Raw genomic sequence first — 21350 nt, 5'->3', positions numbered from 1 at the left:
AAACTCCTTTCAACCTAATAGGATTTGGTGAGGCACTAAGCGATACCCGTACAGCCGAATCGGCGTGTCAGCCGCGATGAACAGGTTAGCGTGGGGCGCCATTTGTTGGCAGCGGGTACGCAATTGATCCAGCGTCAACGCGTGACCGGCGCCACTGACCAAGACGATTTGCTTGGCCGTCGCCGGTAGGATGTCGACGATGGGGGTGGTCACGTGGTCGTGTTCCCAAAAGACTTCTAGTGCCGGATGCAGATCAATGGTGGAACGGTTAAAATCGATGAGGCGCAACGAAACTCCCTCCCCAGTTCGTGACTTTACCTCAGTATACCGAATTTTTCTGGAGAACCCCAGGCCGGCACCCGGATTTTTTAAAATTCATGGGCCATCCGCCTGGTCGAGACAGGTTTTACCGGAATCGGGGAAGGAAAAGTTGCGGTTTGGGTGAAAATCCCCTAAAATAGTGCTTGGACTTAAAAACAGGATAGGAACGAAAAAAATATGGAAATTGAATTCTTAGGGACCGGCGCCGGTTCACCAGGAAAGTTCCGTAACGTGACCAGCACGGCCTTGCGCCTGTTGGACGAGCGGAATTCCGTCTGGTTGTTTGACGTGGGTGAAGCGACCCAGCACCAAATTTTACGCACGACGTTAAAGCCGCGTAAAATCGATAAAATTTTTATTACACACTTACACGGTGACCATATTTTTGGCCTACCAGGGTTATTAAGTAGTCGGTCATTTCAGGGTGGCAATGAGCCCCTGACGATTTATGGCCCCAAGGGGATTCGGAACTTCGTTGAGGTCAGCATGCGCGTGTCCGAGACCAAGTTGTCTTACAAGATTCATTATCAAGAATTGACGGCCGACGGGTTGATCTTCGAGGATCCGAAGTTCCGCGTTTACGCGCAGCACTTGGACCACCGCATCGAATGCTTTGGGTACCGCGTCGAGGAAAAGGACCATCCCGGCGAGCTACAGGTGGACAAACTCAAGGCCGCCCAGATCCCATCCGGGCCAGTTTACGGCCAACTCAAGGCGGGCCAAACGGTGACCTTGCCGGATGGACGAACGGTCAACGGGCAAGACTTTTTAGGGCCTGCCCAGCCTGGTCGAATCGTGGCGATCTTAGGGGATACCCGGCAGACGCCTGGTGAGGAAAAATTGGCCAAAAACGCGGACGTGTTGGTTCACGAAAGCACGTTTGCCAAGGGCGAAAGCAAGTTAGCGCGTTCGTATTACCACTCGACCAACATTCAGGCGGCCGAGTTGGCCAAGCGGATGCACGTCAAATTATTACTGTTGAACCATATTTCCGCACGTTACACGGGAAAGATGGCGTTAGATCTCCAGCATCAGGCGCGTGAAGTCTTTAAGAACACCAAGGTGGTCAAGGACTTTGACGCGGTCGATGTTCCCTTTCAAAAATTAATCAAGGCGGGTGCTAAGTGATGAAGAATCAGTGGCGAATTGTGATCAGCATTTTATTAGTCATCGTGGTCGCGGTGTTTGCAATCTTAAATGTGGAAAGTGTCCCCGTGTCCTTTGGGTTCACCACAGTTCACTGGCCACTGATTTTGATTCTACTAGTCTCCATTTTGATTGGGGCGGTTTTGATGATCTTGTTTTCGACCATTAACGCCGTACAGCACAACCGGGCCTACAAGGAACTGGAACAGACCAGCAGTGAGCATCTGGCCCAGCTGCAGGCGGAAAACGACCGGTTGTCCAAGCGCCTACAAAATTCAAACAGTAAGCAAGCGGCTGGCCTCCAGGAAAAGCAGATCAAGGAACTACGGGCCCAAGTGGCTGATCTGCAGGCCAAGTTAGCCGAAAAATAAGACAGTTCAGGAACAGATCAACGTTGAAACAAGTGGGCGTTGCGGAAGTTAGCGAGTCATCAACACTAATTTCTGTGGCGTCCGTTTCTGTTTCGTGACTCAAGGATAGAAAGGATGGTTGTTGGTGATTGCCGCACAGTATCGCTGGAATATCAAAGACGTGAACCAGCCGTCGAAAGAGGCGCTCAAGCTGGCCGAAGAAACGCAGACGCCGCCGATTATTGCCCAGATCTTGGTGAATCGGGGCTATCGGACGGCGGAAGCGATTCAGGCCTTCTTGAATCCGGGACCCGAACAACTCCATGACCCGAACCTGTTGCACGACATGGCTAAGGGCGTCGAGCGTATCGAAGACGCCATTTCCCAGGAGCAACAGATCACCATTTACGGCGATTACGATGCCGATGGGGTCACGAGTACGTCGATTTTGTACGAGACGCTCAACGAAATGGGTGCCAAGGTCAACTACTATATTCCCAACCGGTTTACGGACGGGTACGGGCCCAACGTCGCGGCCTTTCAAAAATTGATTGCGGCGGGAACCCAGCTCTTCGTGACCGTGGACAACGGGGTGGCCGGCAATGATGCGATTGCGGCGGCTAATGAGGCCGGCGTTGACGTGGTCGTGACCGATCACCACGAATTGCCCCAGGACCTCCCAGACGCCTATGCCATCATCCATCCCCGTTATCCGGGCGCCGAGTATCCCTTTGGTGGCTTGTCCGGTGCGGGTGTGGCCTTCAAGGTCGCCCAGGCCCTGCGCGAGGAGATTCCCCAAGACCTGCTGGATCTGGCAGCAATTGGGACAGTCGCCGATCTGGTGCCGTTGATCGATGAAAACCGCGTCTTGGTCTACTATGGCTTACAGCTGCTGGCCCAAGATGAACGGCCCGGCCTGCAGGCTTTGATGCAAGGCGCGGGGTTAAAACCGGCCGAATTGACGGAACAATCCATCGGCTTTGGCATAGCGCCGCGACTCAACGCGTTGGGCCGGCTGGACGACGCGAGTCCCGCAGTCGAACTCTTGACGACGTTAGATGACACGCAGGCCACGGCTTTAGCCAAGGATACCGAAGCTAAGAACCGGCATCGCCAAGATCTGGTCAAGACCATCAGCGCGGCCGCCTTAGCGCAGGCCGCCGATGCCGACCACAGCCAGCGACCGACCCTGATCATTAGTGGTCATGATTGGCACGAAGGCGTGCTGGGAATCGTGGCCAGCAAGGTCGTGGAGACCACGGGCAAACCCACGTTGGTGGTGAACATTCAGGATGGTCGGGCCAAGGGGTCTGGTCGAAGCGTCGACGCATTTAACCTCTTTACGGCCCTAGATGGTCACAGAGACCTGATGACGGCGTTTGGGGGTCATCACATGGCGGTTGGGTTGACGGTGCCTGAGGACCAATTAGGGGCCTTGGCGGACGCCTTGGATGCTGAGGCGGTGACGCAAAAATTGACCGAGAGCGGCCCCAGCGAGTTGGTGGTCGCGGCGGCCTTGTCCGTCAAGGATGCCACGATGGATTTCTACCACCAACTGGCCAAGTTAGCGCCGTTTGGTCCGGATAATCCGCAGCCGTTGTTTGCCTTTAAGTCAGCGGCGGTCACGCAGGTCAAGGCCATCGGTCAAGATCATAGTCATTTGAAATTTCAATTGGCCCAAGATCACCAGCAACTCAACGCCATTCAGTTTGGTGCCGGTAAAAACGTCCCGGCATTGACTGCGGATCCCGAGGCAGTCGAGGTGTTAGGGGCCATCGAGGATAATGTTTGGCAAGGCCGGCATTCCTTGCAGGTGATGGTCAAGGATCTCAAGCAGGTCGCGCGGCCGGTCGTCGATGCCCGAACCACGCAACTGCATCAGGCGATGTTTCAGGCCTTTGGCGTGTACGTGTTCTTCCACCGCAATATTTACCAACAGCTGGCGGGCCAATTGCCAACGGGCGCCAACGCGCTATTGTTCGACGGGTCGGCGCAACAGCCCGTCGCGGCGGACACCCCGGTCTTTATCGTCGACTGCCCGGACGATACGGCAGATTTAACCAGCGTTTTACAGCAACTTAAACCCACGCAGGTGACGGCTTATTTGTATAAGAAAGAAAGTCTTTCGCAATTAGGGATGCCAACTCGCCCGCAATATGCTAAACTGTTTAAGTTCATTGCAACACATCAACAAGTCGATATAGGCCATCAGCTGGACCAATTGGCGACCTTCTTGCAGATTCCGCGGACCCAGCTGGTCTTCATGATTCAGGTCTTCTTCGAGTGTGGCTTCATCACGATCGATCACGGTATCATGAACGGGGTGGCCCACCCAGAGCACAAGGATTTGGCCAGTGCGCCGAGTTACCAACTCAGACAACAGCAAATGCAGACGGAAAAAGAGCTGTTAGCTTGTCCGACTGTAGCACTCTTGCAGCGTCTTCAGGCCTCATTGGACTTAAAATAAAGGAGCAACTTCATCTTATGGCAACTGATTTTACGAAATACATTGCAAGCGTTCCGGACTACCCCGAAAAGGGCATCATGTTCCGGGACATCTCCCCACTGATGGCGGACGGCGAAGCGTTCCATGCCGCCACTGACGAAATCGTCAAGTACGCCAAGAACAAGGGCGTTGAAATGGTCGTGGGCCCAGAAGCCCGCGGGTTCATCGTCGGCTGCCCGGTCGCTTACGAAATGGGGATCGGTTTTGCCCCGGCCCGTAAGCAAGGCAAATTGCCGCGGAAGACGGTCAAGGCTAGTTATGACTTGGAATACGGTCAATCTGCACTGTACATGCACGAAGACGCCATCAAACCGGGCCAAAAGGTCTTGGTGACCGATGACTTGTTGGCCACGGGTGGGACCATTGGCGCCACAATTCAGTTGGTTGAAGACCTCGGCGGTATCGTCGTTGGAACGGCCTTTTTGATCGAACTCAAGGATCTGCACGGTCGCGACAAGCTGAAGGGTTACGATATCTTTAGCTTAATGGAATACTAAATTCAAGCGATACAAAAGGTGCCAATCACGGGAAATTTCTCGTGGTTGGCACCTTTTTTAGGCTATTCTACTGGTTGACAGTAAAATGACGCGTTGCTTGCTGGGGTGACGGGGGTCTAACGCCTAAGATTGGCGAACGACAGGCGGCCAGCTCGCACAACGACCGTCACGATTCACATGGAGATAGGGGAAACCTTAATCTTCGGCAATGTCGTTGATGACGAAGACGTTAGGGTGAGCGTGCTGGACCACGTAGGTGGTGGTTGACCCGACCACGAGTCGGGAGAAGGCGTTGGTCCCGGATTTCCCGATGACGATTAGGTCGATCCCATTTTCGGCATCGTTCGCGACATCGGTGATCTGCTGTTTGGGGGCGCCCTCCAGGTTGGCCGTGGTGACGGTCACGCCGGCCGCCGTTGCCAGTTCCTTGGCGCGCGTCATCAGTTCCGTAGCGTTTTCGCGCATGGAGGCGATGACCTCCGTGTAAGCCAGGCCCCGAGCGTAGCCGCCAAACTGGTTGATATCGGTCACGTGCAGGAGCAGTAGGCTGGCGTGCCAGTCCTTGGCCAGATCAATGGCCGCCTTAAGGGCTTCATTGGCGTTGCTGGACCCATCGAGGGGGACTAAAATATGCTGATACATGAGATGACCTCCTTAGCATTGGCTGACGAAACGTTTTAGATTACGGTTATATTATCCATAATTAAATGCATATAGTCAACCGTTTTGCATAGTCGTCAATCGGCAATCATGGCGTGACGGTCGACCACGATACCGGTCACGGTCAAGGCGATTGCGCAGACGACCAGCAGCAACAAGACCGGGTTCCAGGCGTGCAGACTAGTGGCCAAGGTGCCGAATAAAATGGGACCAACGGCGGCCAGTAAGTAGCCCGCTGACTGGGCCATGCCGGAAATTGCGGCGGTCTGGTAGGGGTTGTGGGTCTTTTCGGTGAAGAACATGATGGCCAGGTTAAAGGCGACCCCGGAGCCCAGACCGCTGATCAACGCCATGGTCGTGAGAAACGGCAGCGAATGCGTGGGCAACAGGAAGGTCAGGGGCGCCACCACGTATCCCAGCGTCATGATCGTCAACAGTAAGGGCATGCCATGGCGTTTGTTAAAGAGGTAAGGCACCAGAAAGGCTAGAGGTAACCCGCTGAGCTGAAACAGCGTCAAGAGGTTACTGGCGACGATAGTGGACACGCCGTGGATAGTCAGAATCGTGGGTAACCAGGTCAATAAGACGTAGTAGACCAGCGACTGCAGGCCAAAGAACAACGTGATCAGCCAGCCAGATGGTTGCCGCCAAACGCTGTGGTAATGCGGTACCTGCGCCCGCTGTTGGGCGGTCAGGGCCGGCGTGTCGGCGGTCTTTAAATTGGGCAGCCAACAGATGACGGCTACGATGCTAATGACCCCTAAGATGGCTTGGGTCATGCCAAAGCTCAGCGACGTGATCAGATAACCAGCCGCGGCGGTCCCCAACGCACCGACCAACAACATGGACAGGGTGTAAAGACTGGTCCCCAGCTGAATCCGGTCGGGAACGCGTTCCTTGATCAGCGCGGGAATCAAGACGTTACCGCTATCCACGCCAATGCCCACCAGGAAAGTCCCGAAAAACAGGGCGACCACGTTGGGAATGATGCGCCCGTAGCTCCCCAGAATCAAGAGCAGAAACAGGGCCAAAACCGTACGAGCGTTGCCCCAGCGCTGCGCCAATTTCACAATCAGTGGCGAAAAGATGGCAAAGGTCACCAGGGGAATCGACGTCAACAGGCCGGCCAAAGAGCTTGGCAGATGCAACGTCTGTTCCAGATCGGGCAGTAGGGGCGGCATTAATGTGATGGGCAGCCGCAGGTTAGCGGCGATCAGCATCATGCTAAAGAGAAACCAGGAACGTTTGGGATACACAAAAAATCCTCCTTCAAAGAGCGTTTAAAATTAGTATAGACCTGAAACCGCCACCACGAAAAGCCCAATCGGACGCAAAAAAGCCAGGGCCGTGGGAGGCGACCCTGGCTTTGAAGAAAACAGCCCGTTGAGGAGGACTATCTGGGGGATGAATCAAGATTCGTGCGGAATCTGTGAGAGTGGTGCAAAGGGGAGAATATGTGTTTATTAACTAATCATTTTGATTAGTTTGTAATTATATTATGGACTAATTGGTGTTTTCTCGCAATCAATATGCTCAGAGAAAAAATGACTTACCGGTAAAACCAATGAGTGGGCCCTGCAATTTTCGACGGTTCCAGGTAGAATAGAGGAAAGGAAGATGATGACCATGGATTTTATTGACCTGACCCCCATTCAGCTGCGGCACACGCCCCTGGGAACCCGCCAGCAGGATCCTAAGCTTCATGACTGGCAATTAGACTGGGAGAAGCTGGCGGCGCTGATACGCGACAATGGCGACGTTATGGCGGTCGTGCAGGCAGGGTTGGCCGAGGACTGGTTGAACACGCAGGGGACCATCTGGGATGAAGAGTGGGGTTACCACCGTTATCCCAACGATAACCGTGAGCCGGATGATACCGTCTTTTGGGCCGCTTCGACTTGGGCCACGCCGGCAATCTTGGTGACGTTTCACAATGAGTTGACCCGGGCATTTGCCTGCTATCGGGAAGGCCGCGACCCGGATTTTCATTACCTAGGACGTTAATGTTTTTGCCGAATAATCGTGATTGCTAGAAAGTAAATTAGATTTGTTATATAGTATTCATTAGAAAAACACCTGCTTGTAATCGTTTTGACTTTTAAGCCAGTTACAATTAAGCCAAGTCAATTAGGAAGGGAGTTTGGATGATGAGTGATCTATTTATCAGCTACCAGTCAGCCGATCCATTAGCCCATTCGTTTCAGGTCCAACTCCAGAAGTGGGCGGACAAGTACTGGGAGTTTCCATCGGTCAGCTTTCACGAACAGGAGCCGCCGGTGTGCTTTAACTGTGCCAGTGCCAACCGAATTCGCCGGCACTTGCGGAAGGAAATCAAAGCGGCCAATCAATTACTGATTATTATTAGCCGGGCCACCTGGCAGTCGGAATGGACCGACTGGGAAATCTCGACAGCCCAAGATGCCGACAAACAATTGTTGGCCGCCAAGCTAGACAGCACCAATATTTCCCCGATTGGCCTGGTGGATACGGCGCCGATTTGGATCGATCCATTCGATCCGATTGTGTTGGCACAACGAAAATTTTAGAGGCCGAATGCCTTGATGCGTAAAACGAATTTTAGCTTTAGCAATTGACTGCAGGAGAAATGTCGGCCATGATTACATCTGTGAAAGGGCGTAAATTGTTTTTACTTTTTTCCACAGTTGCGGTTGTGAGCGGCGCCGTTGCCTGATTACCAGTCTTAATCGCGGACGTTTCCCAACTCATTTTTAGAGTTAAAGTGGGCCTGTCGATTGCTAATCGGAATAACTCAGTGATATTTTTTAAAATAAAAACAGCAATTTCGTCAAACGTTCATTTAACGAAGTTGCTGTTTTTGTTCATATCTTTAAGGAGAGTACAGGATTTGAACCTGCGCGCCGGTATTAGCCGGTTCGACGGATTTCGAGTCCGTTGCATTACCACTCTGCCAACTCTCCAAGTCACTACTTAATATATTCTACCAATAATGACTATAAATGCAAGCCTGTTTTTGATTTTGGTGAAAATCTGACCGATTTTTTGGGGACCAGATTGACAGATGAGGTAGTTATGCTTGTGTTTTAGATTATTCAGGCTACTTGATGAAGAGTGTAGCATTCAATCTATGCAAGCGTTAGCGAATTTTTGAGTCTTCCAGAAGCGAGACTGTTAAATAAGCAATTGCAAATGATTGGCGAGTTGTCAGAAAATAGGAGGATGAAATTATCTGACAAATATCATCTTAGTTGGTATCTATTATAAAAAAACACCAACCGAGATTGATTGGTGGCGACGCTGTTTATTTAATTTTGGTCATTTTTTCTAGTCGGAAAAAGTTGGGCTTGGATGAGCGATGATACTGTTCTCCTGCACTGACTGATAGTTTCTTTTTGCTATGTTTGATGATTTTAAGAGCAGGACGAGAGTTAGCAGTCTTACTAAACTTCTCCAAAATTCGCCTTTTATAAAAAGCTAATATCTGCGTGTAAAAAATAGAAGATAGAAAAAACACTAATCCGAAAAAACATGAGATTAGTGTTCGCTGATTCAAAAAAATCACCTAATCCGCCAACCGCTCAATCACATCCACCAGTCCTGGATGCGCGGCCAACAACGTTTCGCGGCTTACCAGTGTGAAGTCCGCAAAGTCAAATCCAGGAGCCACCACGCAGCTGACGAGGCCGAACGCATTGGGTTGGGTCACCTCCGAGGCAAAAATCGTATCGTGAGGGACCTTGAACTGGAGACGCTCACCGGCTGTCACATCGGCACCAAGGGTTACCTGCGAGTAGTTGCCGTCGGGGGCGATACAGTGGATGGTCACGGGCGCACCGTCGTGAAAGAACCACAGTTCATCATGGGTGAGGCGGTGAAAGTATGAGGGATGCGTGTCGTCCAGTAAGAAGTAGATACTGGTGTACTGGTAACGAGCGGCCTGACTGGTGTTGTCAAAGACTTTGTCGTCACTTTGAAACGTCTGGCGGTACCAGCCGCCCTCGGGATGCGGGGTCAACGCCAGCGCGTCGATGTAGGCCAATTTGCCGGTCATGGAATCAGTCCTTTGATTATGGTTTGGCTTGCCAAGGATCCTCGGTCGCGGGCGCCAGGCCCTTAGCTTGACGAATCGCCTCGGTCAAAGCGTTGGTGACCTCCTTGGGCGTGTGTTGCGTGAGATCCTGCTGCTTGAGCCATTCGTAGGCGGCAGCTTCAAAAATATCTTCTGGAAAAGTCATTGTCATTCACCACCTTAGCTACTGTAGATTATAGCAGAGATGGCGCCAAAAAACGGGCCCAACTTGCGGACCCGCTCATTTTCTATTCCGTGACTTTTTGTTGCTGAAGAGCGGCTTGTTGCTGATGGGCTTCTACCGCTAGTTCGGGGAACCAGATGGCGATTTCGTGGTGCGCATTTTCCCGGCTGTCCGCGGTGTGCACGATATTTCTTAAAATGCCATCGGGATATTCGTGGGCAAAGTCGCCCCGAATCGTGCCGGGTTGGGCGTCGTTGGGCCGAGTCTTACCCGCTAAATTGTGGACGGCCTTGACGACATCGGTCCCGGTGACGATGATGGCGACCAGGGGGCCCTCCATCATGTACGTTTCAATTTCGTGGAAATAGGGCTTGTCGACTTGTTCGCAGTAGTGCCTTTCAAGTTGTTCAGGAGTGGCGCGAACGACTTTTAATGCCGTGATTTGGTAGCGCTTTCTTTCTAGCCGTGAAATAATCTCACCAACGTGTCCTTCCGCGACACCGTCAGGTTTTACCAGTACCAAAGTCTTTTCTGAGTTTGCCATGATAGAGACCTCCTTGTATTTGGAGCAACCAAGCGCATTGCTCATGACGTAACAAGTTACACCCTAAATTTTAGAAGATTGGTCCGCTTACGTCAACTATAAAAGCAGCTCCGCCGAAAATTGGGGGGAGCTGCCAGGGTGTTTTATTCGGGATCGCCCATGATCATCCAAAGAATCAGGTAGGCGATGATGCCGGGAAACGCGGGGGTGATGGCCAAGACCACAAATAAGATACGGGCCACGCCCACGTTCCAATCAAAGTGCTGCGCCAGGCCGCCGAGAACGCCGGCAAAGACCCGGTTATTGGCGGAACGGTGAATGTTTTTCATGAGATGAGACCTCCCTGGAAACTAGTTTAGGATTGAAAATCAATCTTGTTAAAGAAATCGACGTGAATATCATCGTCGGTAATCTCTAATTTGGTGATGCTACCGTTGATGGTGGCCACGCCTTCGTCGAGTTCCGGGGCGTAGCGGTCCACGATGGAACGAATCGTCATACCGTGGGAAACGACTAAGACCGTGTCGCCGTCTTGAGAATTGTCCCGGAGCTTATTAAAGCCGCGGTCCAGGCGTTCCCAGAACATGGCGTTGCTTTCGGCTTCTCCGTAGAGGTCGGCCTTGTGAATCAAGTCGCGGGCCTTTTCCAAGCCATAGGTACCTAAAACCGCGGATTCGGAGGTCATCTTGACCTGGGCGCCCACGAATTGCCACATTTGGTTCAAGTCGTTGCCTTCAAAATAGCCATGGCACTGTTCCCGAAATTCGGGGTACTGATAGGACACGATGTTCATGTTCTCCGGGTTCTGCCGCAAGGCGATGCGCGCGGTCTCAATGGCTCGGCCGGAGTCACTACTGTAGGCAGCGGCTAAGTGAATCCCCTTGAGCTGTTGACCGGCGCGTTTGGCATCGGCCCGGCCCTTTTCCGTGAGGGGCGAGTCGATCCAACCCTGCACCTTATTGTAGTGGTTCAACATGGTTTGTCCGTGACGTACAAAATATGCCGTAATTTTTTTCATATTGGAAACTCCTTCATCAACTTGGTAAGTGGTTACAAGTTAAGTATAGCAAGGCCACCGGGCAAACGCACTCATTTAGACAGGAAAAAGTTTTTTCGTGAATTTTAGCACTTTTAAACGGTCACGGCGGGCAAAGCATGCTATGATTTGTTAGTAACAGGAGGCGATGCGTTTTGAATACTGAAAGTCGTTATCGATATACCGGGGAGACCCCCGTGGATCTCAGTAAAATAGCCACCCGCGTTGACCGGGGGCCTGAACAGGCCGTCATCACCAACGCCCTGACAGCCAACGTGGCTACCCTAAGTGACTTGCAGACGCGTTTGTACGCGCAACGCGAGACCGGCGTGATCATCATCTTACAGGGGATGGATACCGCCGGCAAGGATGGCCTGATTCGCCACGTCTTCAGTGGGTTGAACCCCTCGGGGACCAGCGTGGTCAGCTTCAAGCAGCCGACGCATCTTCAGTTGGATCACGATTTCTTGTGGCGCGTCAATCAAGAGTTGCCGCGCCGAGGCGAGATTCGGATCTTTAACCGCTCGCAATATGAGGATGTCTTGATCAGTCGGGTCCACCCAGAAATGTTGTTGGGGCAACACCTGCCGGGCGTGAACAGTTTGGCAGACGTCGGCGATAAGTTCTTCGATCGGCGTTACCATGACCTGCGGCATTTTGAAACGTATCTGCGCCACCAGGGCTTCGTGACGATCAAGTTCTTCTTACACCTGTCACGTGAGGAACAAACGCGGCGGTTTGAGCGGCGCATCGAAATTGCCAGCAAGAACTGGAAGTTTTCACCCAGCGATATGCGTGAGCGGGCCTTTTGGGCGGACTATCAAGACGCCTATACCAAAATGCTGGCCAATACGGCGACCAAGAAGGAACCGTGGTACATCATCCCGGCCGATGATAAGGGGGTTGCTCGACTGTTGGTCTCGAACATTCTGGTCAAACGGCTGCAAAACATTCACCCAACGTATCCGACGGTCTCCGCAGAAGTCAAGGAACAACTTAAGACCACGTTACACCAGTTGAAGAAGGGTGAATTGTAGCTAGCAAAAAGCATCATGTTAGGCACAAAATGATTTTAAATTAATAGATAGATGTATCATACAATTTCACGATATTTGCCAATCATCTAAGCACTGTGATAAAGTGTTTTGACAAGAATCAGGAGAACGCTTCACCCGCAAGTGTTAGCCAATTGTGGAAATCACGATCAATCGACTGACACGTGCACAAGGAATTTTAGGAGGATTTTGACACCATGACCGTAACTGTAGGCATTGATAAGATTGGCTTTTTTACCCCAGACCACTATCTAGACATGGTCGATCTGGCACATGCGCGGGGGGAGGACCCCAATAAATATCTGATTGGAATCGGCCAATCCAAACAGGCGGTGATCCCGCCGACCCAAGATGTTGTGACCATGGCGGCCAATGCGGCGAGTCAGATTCTGACGCCAGCTATCAAGGCCGACATCAATATGGTATTATTCGGCACCGAATCTGGCGTCGATAATTCTAAGGCGACAGCGGTGTACCTCGCGCATTTATTGGGTCTGCCGGCCAATACCCGGGCGATTGAACTGAAACAAGCGTGCTACGGGGCTACCGCGGGCTTGCAGTTGGCGGCCGACTTTGTTCGGGTCCACCCGACGGCCAAGGTGCTGGTCATTGGGGCCGATATTGCCCGCTACGGCCTGCGCACGGCCGGTGAGGTCACTCAGGGCGGCGGCGCAGTTGCCATGCTGGTCACGGCGGATCCAACGATCCTGGCGTTAGATGCCATCAGCAGTTACCACACCGCGGACGTGATGGACTTTTGGCGGCCAACCTATCGGACCGAGGCCTTGGTCGATGGTAAATACTCGACCAACGTGTACCTGGACTTCTTCAAGACGGTTTGGGCCGACTACCAGGCACAAACGCAGCGGTCGATTGCGGACTTTTCGGCGTTCGTTTTCCATTTACCATTTACCAAGATGGGGCGCAAGGGTCTCCGCCAGATCCTGCCGGAAGCCGACGAACCCCAGCAAGCATCCTTGACGGCGGCTTTTGAGGCCAGCCAGGCGGATAATCGCGAAGTCGGCAATCTCTATACGGGGTCGTTATACCTGAGTTTCCTGTCCTTACTGCGTCACGGGACACTGACCGGGGGCGAACGGTTGGGCTTCTTTAGCTACGGCTCGGGTGCCGAGGGTGAATTCTTCAGCGGCGTGCTGCAACCCGATTACCAATCTGGATTTGACGACGACTTCTTAACGCGACAATTGGCCGACCGCCAAGCCGTCAGTGTGGCCGAATACGAGGCCATTTTCCAGCAACAACTCAGTAACGATGGACGCGATACCCAACTGGCCGTGGGGCAAGAACGGGCACCGTATTATTTGGCCGGCCGCCAACATCAACAACGGCAGTACCGTCATCAAGCTACCAATTAGGTCGGAAAGCGTGAGCCAACAGGCGGTTAACTGGCGAACAACCTAAAATTAACGTATTGATTGCTGTAACAGCGGTGTTCTGACATTTAAAGTTAGTGAAACCAGGCGCCTACGTCAGCCAGGGTTCCGCCTGCTCTGGGGAACACCTCCAGCCTGAGAAGCGGTCTTCCGGTTCGCTTGAAAGCCTGGAAAAAATCACCAGTCTCTCAAGTCGTCCCGCGCTGTAGGCTGAGAAAGGACCTCAGCCAACACCGCCGACACAGCTGGCTCCCCCCTGGCTGCCTCCGGCAAGGTTGAAGTCTATCAGTAACACTGTGTTAATGATGGACCGGTCGACAATGTAGCTACTATCTGGGGTTAAGACGACCATTTCTGGCATGCACTACCTTAGCCGAGAGTTCGCCAAATATGGGTTCAGCCGTGGGAGTTTCCTTAGTGGCGCGATTCATGCCGCTTAGGAAACTGGCGTCTTTGAGACGTGGGTTGCGGCTCAAAGCGAGGCGTCGAGACCGCTCTTTGGCTCGGCCCGTCCGCCCCAGCGTTCCAACCCATATTTGGCGAACGGTAGGCGGCCAGTTTTCATTGCGAAGCCGTAAACGACTATTTTTAACGCCATGAGCTGCATGACAACAATAACGCCAGCTGATTTCCGTCTTTCAACTTTCAATTAACACTGCTAAGCGGAATCAGTTGCCTGTTGGCGCATGTTTCGGTCATTTAAAGGTGATACAAAAGGGTCTGGGATGTTTTTCCCAGACCCTTCATTTTACAAACTATTCGAATTGATTCTTAGTGAGGTAGCCGTCCTTGTAGACCAAGACGGGCGACTGGTGACCGACCCGAAACACTAGGCTGTAGCCCTTACCCAACGCCTTTTTCAATGACGCGCTGGTCTGAATGAAGTTGTGCGCAAACTTCGGCCATTTGGCTTGTTTGGCCTGACTCGGATCGGCGTGTAAGCCCTTGATGGTTTTCTTCAAATTGGTATTGGTGATGGTCAACGTGTAGGTCTTGCTGGCCTTGTCGAAAGTGACTGGGCCCAATTTCTTTAGGGACTTCGCCAACTGCTGAGCGACCTGCTTTTCCGCTTCGGCTTGGGTCATGGTCGGCGTGCTGCTGGCAAAGGCCTGTCCAGACTGGGAGCTGAGAGATGACGTTTTAGAAACGGAGCTGGCTGCCGATTGGTCACTGTGGTGGTGATCAGCCGACCAGTAGGGCAGTTTCCAAATGGCGCCGGCCGTGACTAAAATTGTGAGCACCAAAACAATCAACGGGCCCCGCCGTGATTCTCCCCGTCGCCCAGCGTTGATCACCGAGAAAAACGTGATAACAATGAAAATAGCACCCAAAATCGCAATTCCTAAGAACATGTTAACCCCTCCGCATGATAAGTTAAGCTAAGTATAGCATGAATATTATAGCAACCGTTAGGAAGTGATAAGGGTTCGCGAAAAAACGTGAAACAATTGGCAAATTCGAATATTTTATTTTTGTAGTGCGTGAAAACGGCTTCTCGGGGAATTATAACCGAATATTAATCAAAAACCTATCGCATAGAGTTAATGTTTCCGGTATAATAAGGACATTCAAGAGAGAAATGAGGAGATTCGATTGACTAACGTGTACTTAGCAGGACCCTTCTTCAGTGATGAACAGATTTCCCGGATTGAACGGGCAGAAAAGGCCTTGGCTGCCAATCCCCGGGTGGGCAACGTCTTTAGCCCCCGATTGAACGAAATTCATGACCTGGAAATGGGGACGCCCAAATGGGCAACGGAAACCTTCCAAATGGATGTTCACCAGATTGACCAGGCGGATGTCGTCGTTGCCCTAGTCGACTTCGTGGACGACCAGGTGGATTCGGGGACGGCCTTTGAAATTGGGTACGCCTTTCACAGTAAGAAGCCAATCGTGGTCTTGCACGAGAAGGATACGATCTTAAACCTGATGTTGGCAGAGGGGCTCCACGCCTACTTACGCGAAGCCGAAGCCTTGGCCGCTTACGACTTTTCAACCTTGCCAGAAAGCCATTATCACGGCGAAGTCATCTAGCAATCGGTGGATTGGTTAAATCAGTGCCTGCGTCAGCCAGGGTTCCGCCTGCTCTGGGGAACACCTCCAGCCTGAGGAACGGTCTTCCGGTTCGCTTGAAAGCCTGGCAAAACCGGCCAGTCTTTCAAGTCGTCCCACGCTGTAACCTGGCAAACAACGCCAGGTAACACCGTCGACACAGCTGGCTCCACCCTGGCCCTGGCTGTCTCCGGCGAGATAATGCCTATCAGTCCCGCGGTGTTGACAAGAAAATAATTGAGCAGCTAACTGCTAACAAGGGGTTAGTCGGTTATTAGTGGTCAGCACCTTTGGCGAACGGTAGGTGGCCAGTTTTGGTTATTGCAGTCGTCAACAACTAGTCTTAACGCGAAATCGCATGACGGCAATCTTTCTAGCCGATTGCTGCCAGTCAATCTTCAGTCACTAAAAAAGCCAGTCCTCAAATCGAGAGCTGGCTTTAACTTAAGTATGCAGAGTCTAGTGGACATCGTCGCGGAATAAGCCGACGACTTTACCCAAGATGCTGACGTGATTCAAGATGATTGGCGCCATGGTGTCATTTTCTGGTTGGAGCCGGTAGTGATCGGCTTCTTTGAAGAACCGTTTGCAGGTCGCTTCGTTTTCTTCGGTCATGGCAATGACGACATCGCCGTTATCGGCGGATTGTTGCCGGCGGACGATGACTTGGTCACCATTTAAGATGCCGATATTGATCATACTTTCGCCGCGAATCGTGAGCATGAAGAGTTGATCGTCATCGTTTTCGAATTCAGGTGGCACAGGGAAGTAATCTGTGGCTTCCTGAACGGCGAGAATCGGTTCGCCGGCCGTGACGGTCCCCAAGACGGGAATCTTGGTCTGTTCTTCGTGGACGCCCAGTTCTTCCAGTCCTGCCGGCGTGACTTCCAGCGCCCGGGGTTTCGTGGGGTCCTTGACCAGCAGGCCTTTCTTTTCCAGGCGGGCGATGTGACCGTGGACCGTTGAAGTTGAGGAAAGCGCCACGGCTTCCCCGATTTCACGGACAGTCGGGGGATACCCTTTTTCGTTGACCCGTTCCCAAATGAAGCGGAGAACGGCGATTTGTTTGTTCTCAGAAGCCTTACTCATTTTTTCTGCCACCTCGTTCGTCATTCGTAGTTTTGTTTAGTGCAATTGTAGCATAGGTACCGAACGTTTTCAAACAGATGTTCGGTTAAATTGGTTGAAATTTGAAAATAACCCTGATATGATAGGTGTCGACTTGAATTTTTAAGGAAACTTCGATAACTAAACCCAAAATTTTTTCTCAAGGAGGACTGTTCATGGCAGAACCAACAATGGACACGTTATTAACGCGCATCAATGAACTTGCACACAAAAATAAGGCGGAAGGCTTAACGCCCGAGGAAAAGACGGAACGTGCCGGCTTGCGGCAACAATACCTAAAGCTCTTCCGGGCGAGCTTCAAGAGCCAAGTCGAGATGTTGCAGGTCTACGACAAAAATGGTAAGGAAGTCACCCCGGAAAAGGTCCGGCAGATTCAACGCGACAAAGGCTTACGGGACGATTAAGGCGTACTGGCGGGTCCTTTTTGGGATTCGCTCTTTTAATTTGCGTTAAGTTTGTGTAGAATTGTTAAATGAATGACTTCATCAAAGGAGGGGAAACGACTTGGCAACTTGGATCTGGATCTTAATCGTGATCGTCGTGGGGTTGGCCTGTGCAGCAGGTGGCTTTTTCGGCGCACGGAAGTACATGGAAAACTATCTGAAAGACAATCCACCAATCAACGAAGACCAATTACGGGCAATGATGTTGCAAATGGGCCAAAAGCCTTCACAGCGGAAACTTCATCAAATGATGAACGCCATGCAACAAAATGCACACAAAAAATAAGTTGGTTTATTTGAGGCTCGCTTCCAGGTTTCTTCCTGGGGCGAGTCTTTTTCGTTGTAATTTCACGATTTTCCGGTAAAATGAGTAAGTCTGTGCTATATTTTAATCATATTCTAATTTTAAGGAGGGATGTTCGTGAGTATTTTTCGCAAACTATCTTGGTATTTCCGATTGGAATGGCGGCGATACCTGGTCGGGGTCATTGGCCTCTTGCTGACGGCATTGATTGCCATTATTCCCCCGCGGATCATCGGAAACATGGTCGATGGCATTCACGGGCAGACCATGACGGGACGCGTGCTGGCCATGGATCTCTTATTCGTGACGCTAGCGGCCTTGGCCCAATACACCACGCGCTACATTTGGCGTAACGCCATCTGGGGTGGAGCGGCGCGGCTGGAACAACTGTTACGAAACCGGTTGTTTAACCACTTCATGCAAATGGACCGGGTCTTCTACCAGAAGTATCGGACCGGGGACTTGATGGCCCACGCGACCAACGACTTGGAAGCCGTCCAACGGGTCGCCGGCGGGGGGATTCTCCAATTCGCCGACGCCATTATTACTGGGGGCACCACGCTGATCGCCATGATGGCGTTGATCGACTGGCGGCTGACGTTGCTGGCCATCGTGCCGTTTCCGTTTTTGGCGGTCATCTCGTGGTATCTCGGGCAAAAGATTCACCGGGCGTTCGGCGAGTCACAGGCGGCCTTTTCACGGCTGAACAACAAGGCCCAAGAAAGTATCAGTGGCATCAAGGTCATCAAGACACTGGGCCAAGATGACGCCGATGTCGCCGACTTTGACAGCCAGGTCGATCGGACGATTGAGATCAACCGGCACGTCAACCGACTGGATTCAATGTTTGACCCGGCCATTACCCTGATTATTTCGATCTCGTACGTGGCGACCATCGTCTTAGGGGGGCTGTTTGTCACCCACAACGTCATCACGATTGGGAACCTGGTGTCCTTCATCAGTTACCTGGCTATGATGGTGTGGCCGATGTTTGCCGTGGGGATGTTGTTCAACACCATGGAACGGGGCAATGCCAGTTACGACCGGGTCATGGAATTGTTGGCACAAAAGACCCACATCATTGATCAGACCAATGGAATTCAAACGCGGCCGAGCGGGACGCTGAGTTATCACGTCCAGCAATTCGACTATCCGGATAACGCCGGGGCCAGCCTGAAACGCATCGACTTCGAGCTACCAGCGGGCCACACCTTGGGTATCGTCGGGCGGGTCGGCGCGGGAAAGTCGACGATTATGAAATTGATCCTGCGGGAGTTTGACAATTACACCGGCGAAATCGACTTTGGCGGTCATCCCATCAAAGATTACGCGCTGGACAGCTACCTGCCGGCGATTGGCTACGTGCCACAGGAAAGTTTCCTGTTTTCCACAAATATCTTTGAAAACATCCGTTTTGCTCGGCCCGAAGCGACCCAAGCGCAAGTGGAAGCCGCGGCGGCCAAGAGTGATCTGGCAGGTCAGATTGCCAAATTGCCGGCTGGCTACGATACCGAGGTCGGTGAAGAAGGGATCTCTTTGTCCGGGGGTCAACGTCAACGGTTGGCGATTGCCCGGGCGCTGTTGATCAATCCGGAGTTGCTGATCTTGGATGACGCGCTGTCGGCGGTGGATGCCGAGACCGAAGCGGAGATCTTAGAGAACCTGAAGGCCGAACGGGCCAACAAGACCACCATCATTTCCGCGCACCGGTTGAGTTCCGTCATGAATGCCGACGAGATCTTGGTCTTGGATCAAGGGGCCGTCGTCGAACGCGGGACGCACGAGCAGTTGATGGCCGCCCACGGGTGGTACCAACGCATGTTTGAGCAACAACAATTAGAAACGCAAGTGAAGGGAGGTATCAGTGATGGCAGATAAGACGCACGAATCCGCCTGGGCCCATAGCATGTCCGGTCGCGAGCAATTGACCGTGATCAAGCGGCTGTTCAAGTTTGCGGCGCCGTACAAGTGGTTTTTCATCGGCTCCGTGATCCTGTCGGCCTTGATCAGCGCGGTCAACGTCTTCTTACCGTGGCTGCTGCAGACCTATATGGACAAGTATTTACGGACCAATAACGCCACCATTGTGATCATGTGGCTGTTTGCCGGGCTGTATCTCTTCGGCATGATTGTGAAGGCCATCTTCCAGTTTTGGCAAAACTACACCAGTACCATGGGCGCCGAATACATGCTGGAAAATGTCCGTCGCAAATTATTTCACGATTTACATGGCAAGGGGATGCGCTACTTCGACCAAACACCGGGGGGCTCCATCCTGTCGCGGTTGATGAACGATACCATGACCTTCTCCAACTTCTGGGCGCTGTTCAACACCCTGGTGCTGGCGTTATTTGCGGTCATTTCTTCATTCATCGCGATGTACGCAACTGACGTGACCGTGGCCCTGTGGACGCTGGTCTTGGTGCCATTTCTGGCCTTAACGATCTGGTACTACCAACGGTTCAGTTCCAAGGTCTACCGGCGCATGCGTGAACGGCTCAGTGAGCTGAACACCAAATTAGCCGAGGCCATTACCGGGATCGGTGTCATTCAAGAATTTCGGCAAGAAAAGCGGACGGCCAAGAACTTCGAGAAGACCAACGAGGCCTACTACGGCACCCGCCGCGATATGATTCGGACCAACTCGCTTTTGTTGAGCCCCATCATTAACTTGTTCTACGCGTTAGGGACCGTCATCATTTTAGGAATTTTCGGGATCCGGGGCGTTCACGAGGTCGTGGCCGCGGGGGTTATTTACGCGTTCATTACCTACCTGAACAACTTTTACAGCCCGATGAGTAACATGATGGATAACCTGAGTGACTTCCAAAACGGGATGGTCGCGGGCTCGCGGGTCTTGCGGATCATTGACGATCAGACTTTAGCGCCCCAACAACATCCGGTAGCGGATGCCAAGATTACGGCCGGCAAGATTGAATTTCGTCACGTAACCTTTGCCTATGACCAGGAGCACCCGGTCTTGCGTGACGTGTCCTTCGTCGCTGAACCGGGGCAAACAGTCGCCTTGGTGGGCCAAACGGGGTCCGGGAAGACGTCGACCATCAACGTGTTGATGCGCTTTTACGAATTTCAATCCGGTCAGGTGCTGATCGACGGGCGCGACATCCGTGAATACCCAGCAGCCGAATTACGGTCGAAGATGGGATTGGTCTTACAGGAACCGCAGCTGTTTTACGGCGATATCCAGACCAATATTCGGATGTTCAACCCCGATATTTCAGACGACCAGGTCAAGCAAGCCGCGCACTTCGTTCAAGCCGATGAATTCATCGACCAGCTGCCGCAAGGGTACGCTACGCCGGTGCTCGAACGGGGGACGGAATACTCGGCCGGTCAACGCCAGCTGATCACGTTCGCCCGCACGGTGGTCACGGATCCCAAGATTTTGATCTTGGATGAGGCCACGGCCAACGTCGATACCGAAACGGAGACCATGATCCAAAACGGCTTGGACCGCATCCAGGAGAACCGGACGACCATCGCGATTGCCCACCGGTTGTCGACGATTCAAAACGCCGATTTGATTCTGGTGTTGAACCAGGGGAAGATCGTCGAGCGTGGGACCAATGATGAGCTGATGGCCCAACACGGCTACTACTACGACATGATTCAGCTCCAAAACGCTGCTCATGTTGAAGAGTGATACTGTCCGTGCTGGCCG

At 52.3% G+C, this 21350-nt stretch carries 23 protein-coding genes and 1 tRNA gene; 13 read left to right on the top strand and 11 right to left on the bottom strand.

Annotated elements, in window-relative coordinates; translation table 11 throughout:
• Positions 1–9 precede the first annotated feature (9 nt).
• Positions 10–288 (bottom strand): hypothetical protein, encoded by a 279-nt coding sequence (locus LKH74_RS01940; RefSeq protein WP_135368108.1) that lies wholly within the window; start codon positions 286–288, stop codon positions 10–12.
• Between the two features lie 210 nt (positions 289–498).
• On the opposite strand from LKH74_RS01940, the gene rnz reads away from it, so the two are divergent.
• The 4 genes from rnz (at position 499) to LKH74_RS01920 (ending at position 4820) form a co-directional block, all read left to right on the top strand.
• Positions 499–1449 carry a ribonuclease Z gene (gene rnz / locus LKH74_RS01935; protein ID WP_135368107.1) on the top strand — a complete coding sequence of 317 codons (951 nt, stop codon included), beginning with the start codon at positions 499–501 and terminating at the stop codon, positions 1447–1449.
• Positions 1449–1838: a LapA family protein gene (locus LKH74_RS01930; protein WP_135368115.1), complete on the top strand. Its 390-nt coding sequence runs from the start codon at positions 1449–1451 to the stop codon at positions 1836–1838. Before rnz ends, LKH74_RS01930 begins: the two co-directional genes overlap by 1 nt.
• A 124-nt stretch (positions 1839–1962) precedes the next feature.
• Positions 1963–4284, top strand: coding sequence for a single-stranded-DNA-specific exonuclease RecJ (gene recJ / locus LKH74_RS01925; RefSeq protein ID WP_287707810.1), 2322 nt, complete (start codon positions 1963–1965; stop codon positions 4282–4284).
• Positions 4285–4301: 17 nt separating this feature from the next.
• Positions 4302–4820, top strand: a complete 519-nt coding sequence (locus tag LKH74_RS01920) for an adenine phosphoribosyltransferase (RefSeq protein ID WP_125577246.1) — start codon at positions 4302–4304, stop codon at positions 4818–4820.
• A 195-nt stretch (positions 4821–5015) separates the two neighbouring features.
• On the opposite strand, the gene LKH74_RS01915 is transcribed toward LKH74_RS01920, so the two are convergent.
• Both LKH74_RS01915 and LKH74_RS01910 read right to left on the bottom strand, forming a co-directional pair.
• Positions 5016–5462: a universal stress protein gene (locus LKH74_RS01915; RefSeq protein WP_032676570.1), complete on the bottom strand. Its 447-nt coding sequence runs from the start codon at positions 5460–5462 to the stop codon at positions 5016–5018.
• Positions 5463–5557: 95 nt separating this feature from the next.
• Complete coding sequence (locus LKH74_RS01910; protein WP_287707812.1) at positions 5558–6736, bottom strand: CynX/NimT family MFS transporter; 1179 nt, start codon at positions 6734–6736, stop codon at positions 5558–5560.
• Positions 6737–7106: 370 nt separating this feature from the next.
• Between LKH74_RS01910 and LKH74_RS01905 the strand changes: the two genes are divergently transcribed.
• Complete coding sequence (locus LKH74_RS01905; protein WP_135368104.1) at positions 7107–7484, top strand: hypothetical protein; 378 nt, start codon at positions 7107–7109, stop codon at positions 7482–7484.
• 143 nt (positions 7485–7627) lie between these two features.
• Positions 7628–8026: a TIR domain-containing protein gene (locus tag LKH74_RS01900; RefSeq protein WP_287707813.1), complete on the top strand. Its 399-nt coding sequence runs from the start codon at positions 7628–7630 to the stop codon at positions 8024–8026.
• Positions 8027–8331: 305 nt separating this feature from the next.
• On the opposite strand, the gene LKH74_RS01895 is transcribed toward LKH74_RS01900, so the two are convergent.
• The 6 genes from LKH74_RS01895 to LKH74_RS01870 form a co-directional block, all read right to left on the bottom strand.
• Positions 8332–8419: transfer RNA gene (locus tag LKH74_RS01895), tRNA-Ser, on the bottom strand.
• A gap of 602 nt (positions 8420–9021) precedes the next feature.
• Positions 9022–9510 (bottom strand): cupin domain-containing protein, encoded by a 489-nt coding sequence (locus LKH74_RS01890; protein ID WP_287707814.1) that lies wholly within the window; start codon positions 9508–9510, stop codon positions 9022–9024.
• A gap of 16 nt (positions 9511–9526) precedes the next feature.
• The gene (locus LKH74_RS01885; protein ID WP_164505615.1) at positions 9527–9694 is read right to left on the bottom strand and encodes a hypothetical protein; all 168 of its coding nucleotides are present in this window, start codon (positions 9692–9694) and stop codon (positions 9527–9529) included.
• A gap of 82 nt (positions 9695–9776) precedes the next feature.
• Complete coding sequence (gene ndk, locus LKH74_RS01880) at positions 9777–10256, bottom strand: nucleoside-diphosphate kinase (protein ID WP_287707816.1); 480 nt, start codon at positions 10254–10256, stop codon at positions 9777–9779.
• A gap of 143 nt (positions 10257–10399) precedes the next feature.
• Positions 10400–10585, bottom strand: coding sequence for a PspC domain-containing protein (locus LKH74_RS01875; protein WP_135368100.1), 186 nt, complete (start codon positions 10583–10585; stop codon positions 10400–10402).
• A 26-nt stretch (positions 10586–10611) separates the two neighbouring features.
• On the bottom strand, positions 10612–11274 hold the full coding sequence (locus LKH74_RS01870; protein WP_287707817.1) for a histidine phosphatase family protein: 663 nt from the start codon (positions 11272–11274) through the stop codon (positions 10612–10614).
• Positions 11275–11447: 173 nt separating this feature from the next.
• Here LKH74_RS01870 and LKH74_RS01865 point away from each other — a divergent pair, with 173 nt between their 5' ends.
• Positions 11448–12329, top strand: coding sequence for a PPK2 family polyphosphate kinase (locus LKH74_RS01865; protein ID WP_287707818.1), 882 nt, complete (start codon positions 11448–11450; stop codon positions 12327–12329).
• A 215-nt stretch (positions 12330–12544) separates the two neighbouring features.
• Entirely contained in the window at positions 12545–13723 is a 1179-nt protein-coding gene (locus LKH74_RS01860) for a hydroxymethylglutaryl-CoA synthase (protein WP_287707819.1), read from the top strand.
• A 773-nt stretch (positions 13724–14496) separates the two neighbouring features.
• Here the strand turns inward: LKH74_RS01860 and LKH74_RS01855 are convergent.
• On the bottom strand, positions 14497–15093 hold the full coding sequence (locus LKH74_RS01855; protein ID WP_287707820.1) for a hypothetical protein: 597 nt from the start codon (positions 15091–15093) through the stop codon (positions 14497–14499).
• 241 nt (positions 15094–15334) lie between these two features.
• Between LKH74_RS01855 and LKH74_RS01850 the strand changes: the two genes are divergently transcribed.
• Complete coding sequence (locus LKH74_RS01850; RefSeq protein ID WP_287707821.1) at positions 15335–15775, top strand: nucleoside 2-deoxyribosyltransferase; 441 nt, start codon at positions 15335–15337, stop codon at positions 15773–15775.
• Positions 15776–16252: 477 nt separating this feature from the next.
• Here the strand turns inward: LKH74_RS01850 and lexA are convergent, their stop codons facing one another.
• Positions 16253–16882: a transcriptional repressor LexA gene (lexA, locus tag LKH74_RS01845; protein ID WP_135368094.1), complete on the bottom strand. Its 630-nt coding sequence runs from the start codon at positions 16880–16882 to the stop codon at positions 16253–16255.
• Positions 16883–17076: 194 nt separating this feature from the next.
• Here lexA and LKH74_RS01840 point away from each other — a divergent pair, with 194 nt between their 5' ends.
• The 4 genes from LKH74_RS01840 (at position 17077) to LKH74_RS01825 (ending at position 21332) form a co-directional block, all read left to right on the top strand.
• Positions 17077–17325, top strand: a complete 249-nt coding sequence (locus LKH74_RS01840; RefSeq protein WP_135368093.1) for a DUF896 domain-containing protein — start codon at positions 17077–17079, stop codon at positions 17323–17325.
• 100 nt (positions 17326–17425) lie between these two features.
• Entirely contained in the window at positions 17426–17650 is a 225-nt protein-coding gene (locus LKH74_RS01835; protein WP_125575920.1) for a YneF family protein, read from the top strand.
• A 135-nt stretch (positions 17651–17785) separates the two neighbouring features.
• Positions 17786–19546, top strand: coding sequence for an ABC transporter ATP-binding protein (locus tag LKH74_RS01830; RefSeq protein WP_287707822.1), 1761 nt, complete (start codon positions 17786–17788; stop codon positions 19544–19546).
• Positions 19536–21332 carry an ABC transporter ATP-binding protein gene (locus LKH74_RS01825; protein WP_287707823.1) on the top strand — a complete coding sequence of 599 codons (1797 nt, stop codon included), beginning with the start codon at positions 19536–19538 and terminating at the stop codon, positions 21330–21332. Before LKH74_RS01830 ends, LKH74_RS01825 begins: the two co-directional genes overlap by 11 nt.
• Positions 21333–21350 lie beyond the last annotated feature (18 nt).

The sequence above is a fragment of the Levilactobacillus sp. genome, from assembly GCF_022646225.1.
In the GTDB taxonomy this organism is placed as follows: Bacteria; Bacillota; Bacilli; order Lactobacillales; family Lactobacillaceae; genus Levilactobacillus; species Levilactobacillus suantsaiihabitans.
This window is presented reverse-complemented; position numbering and strand designations above follow the sequence as displayed.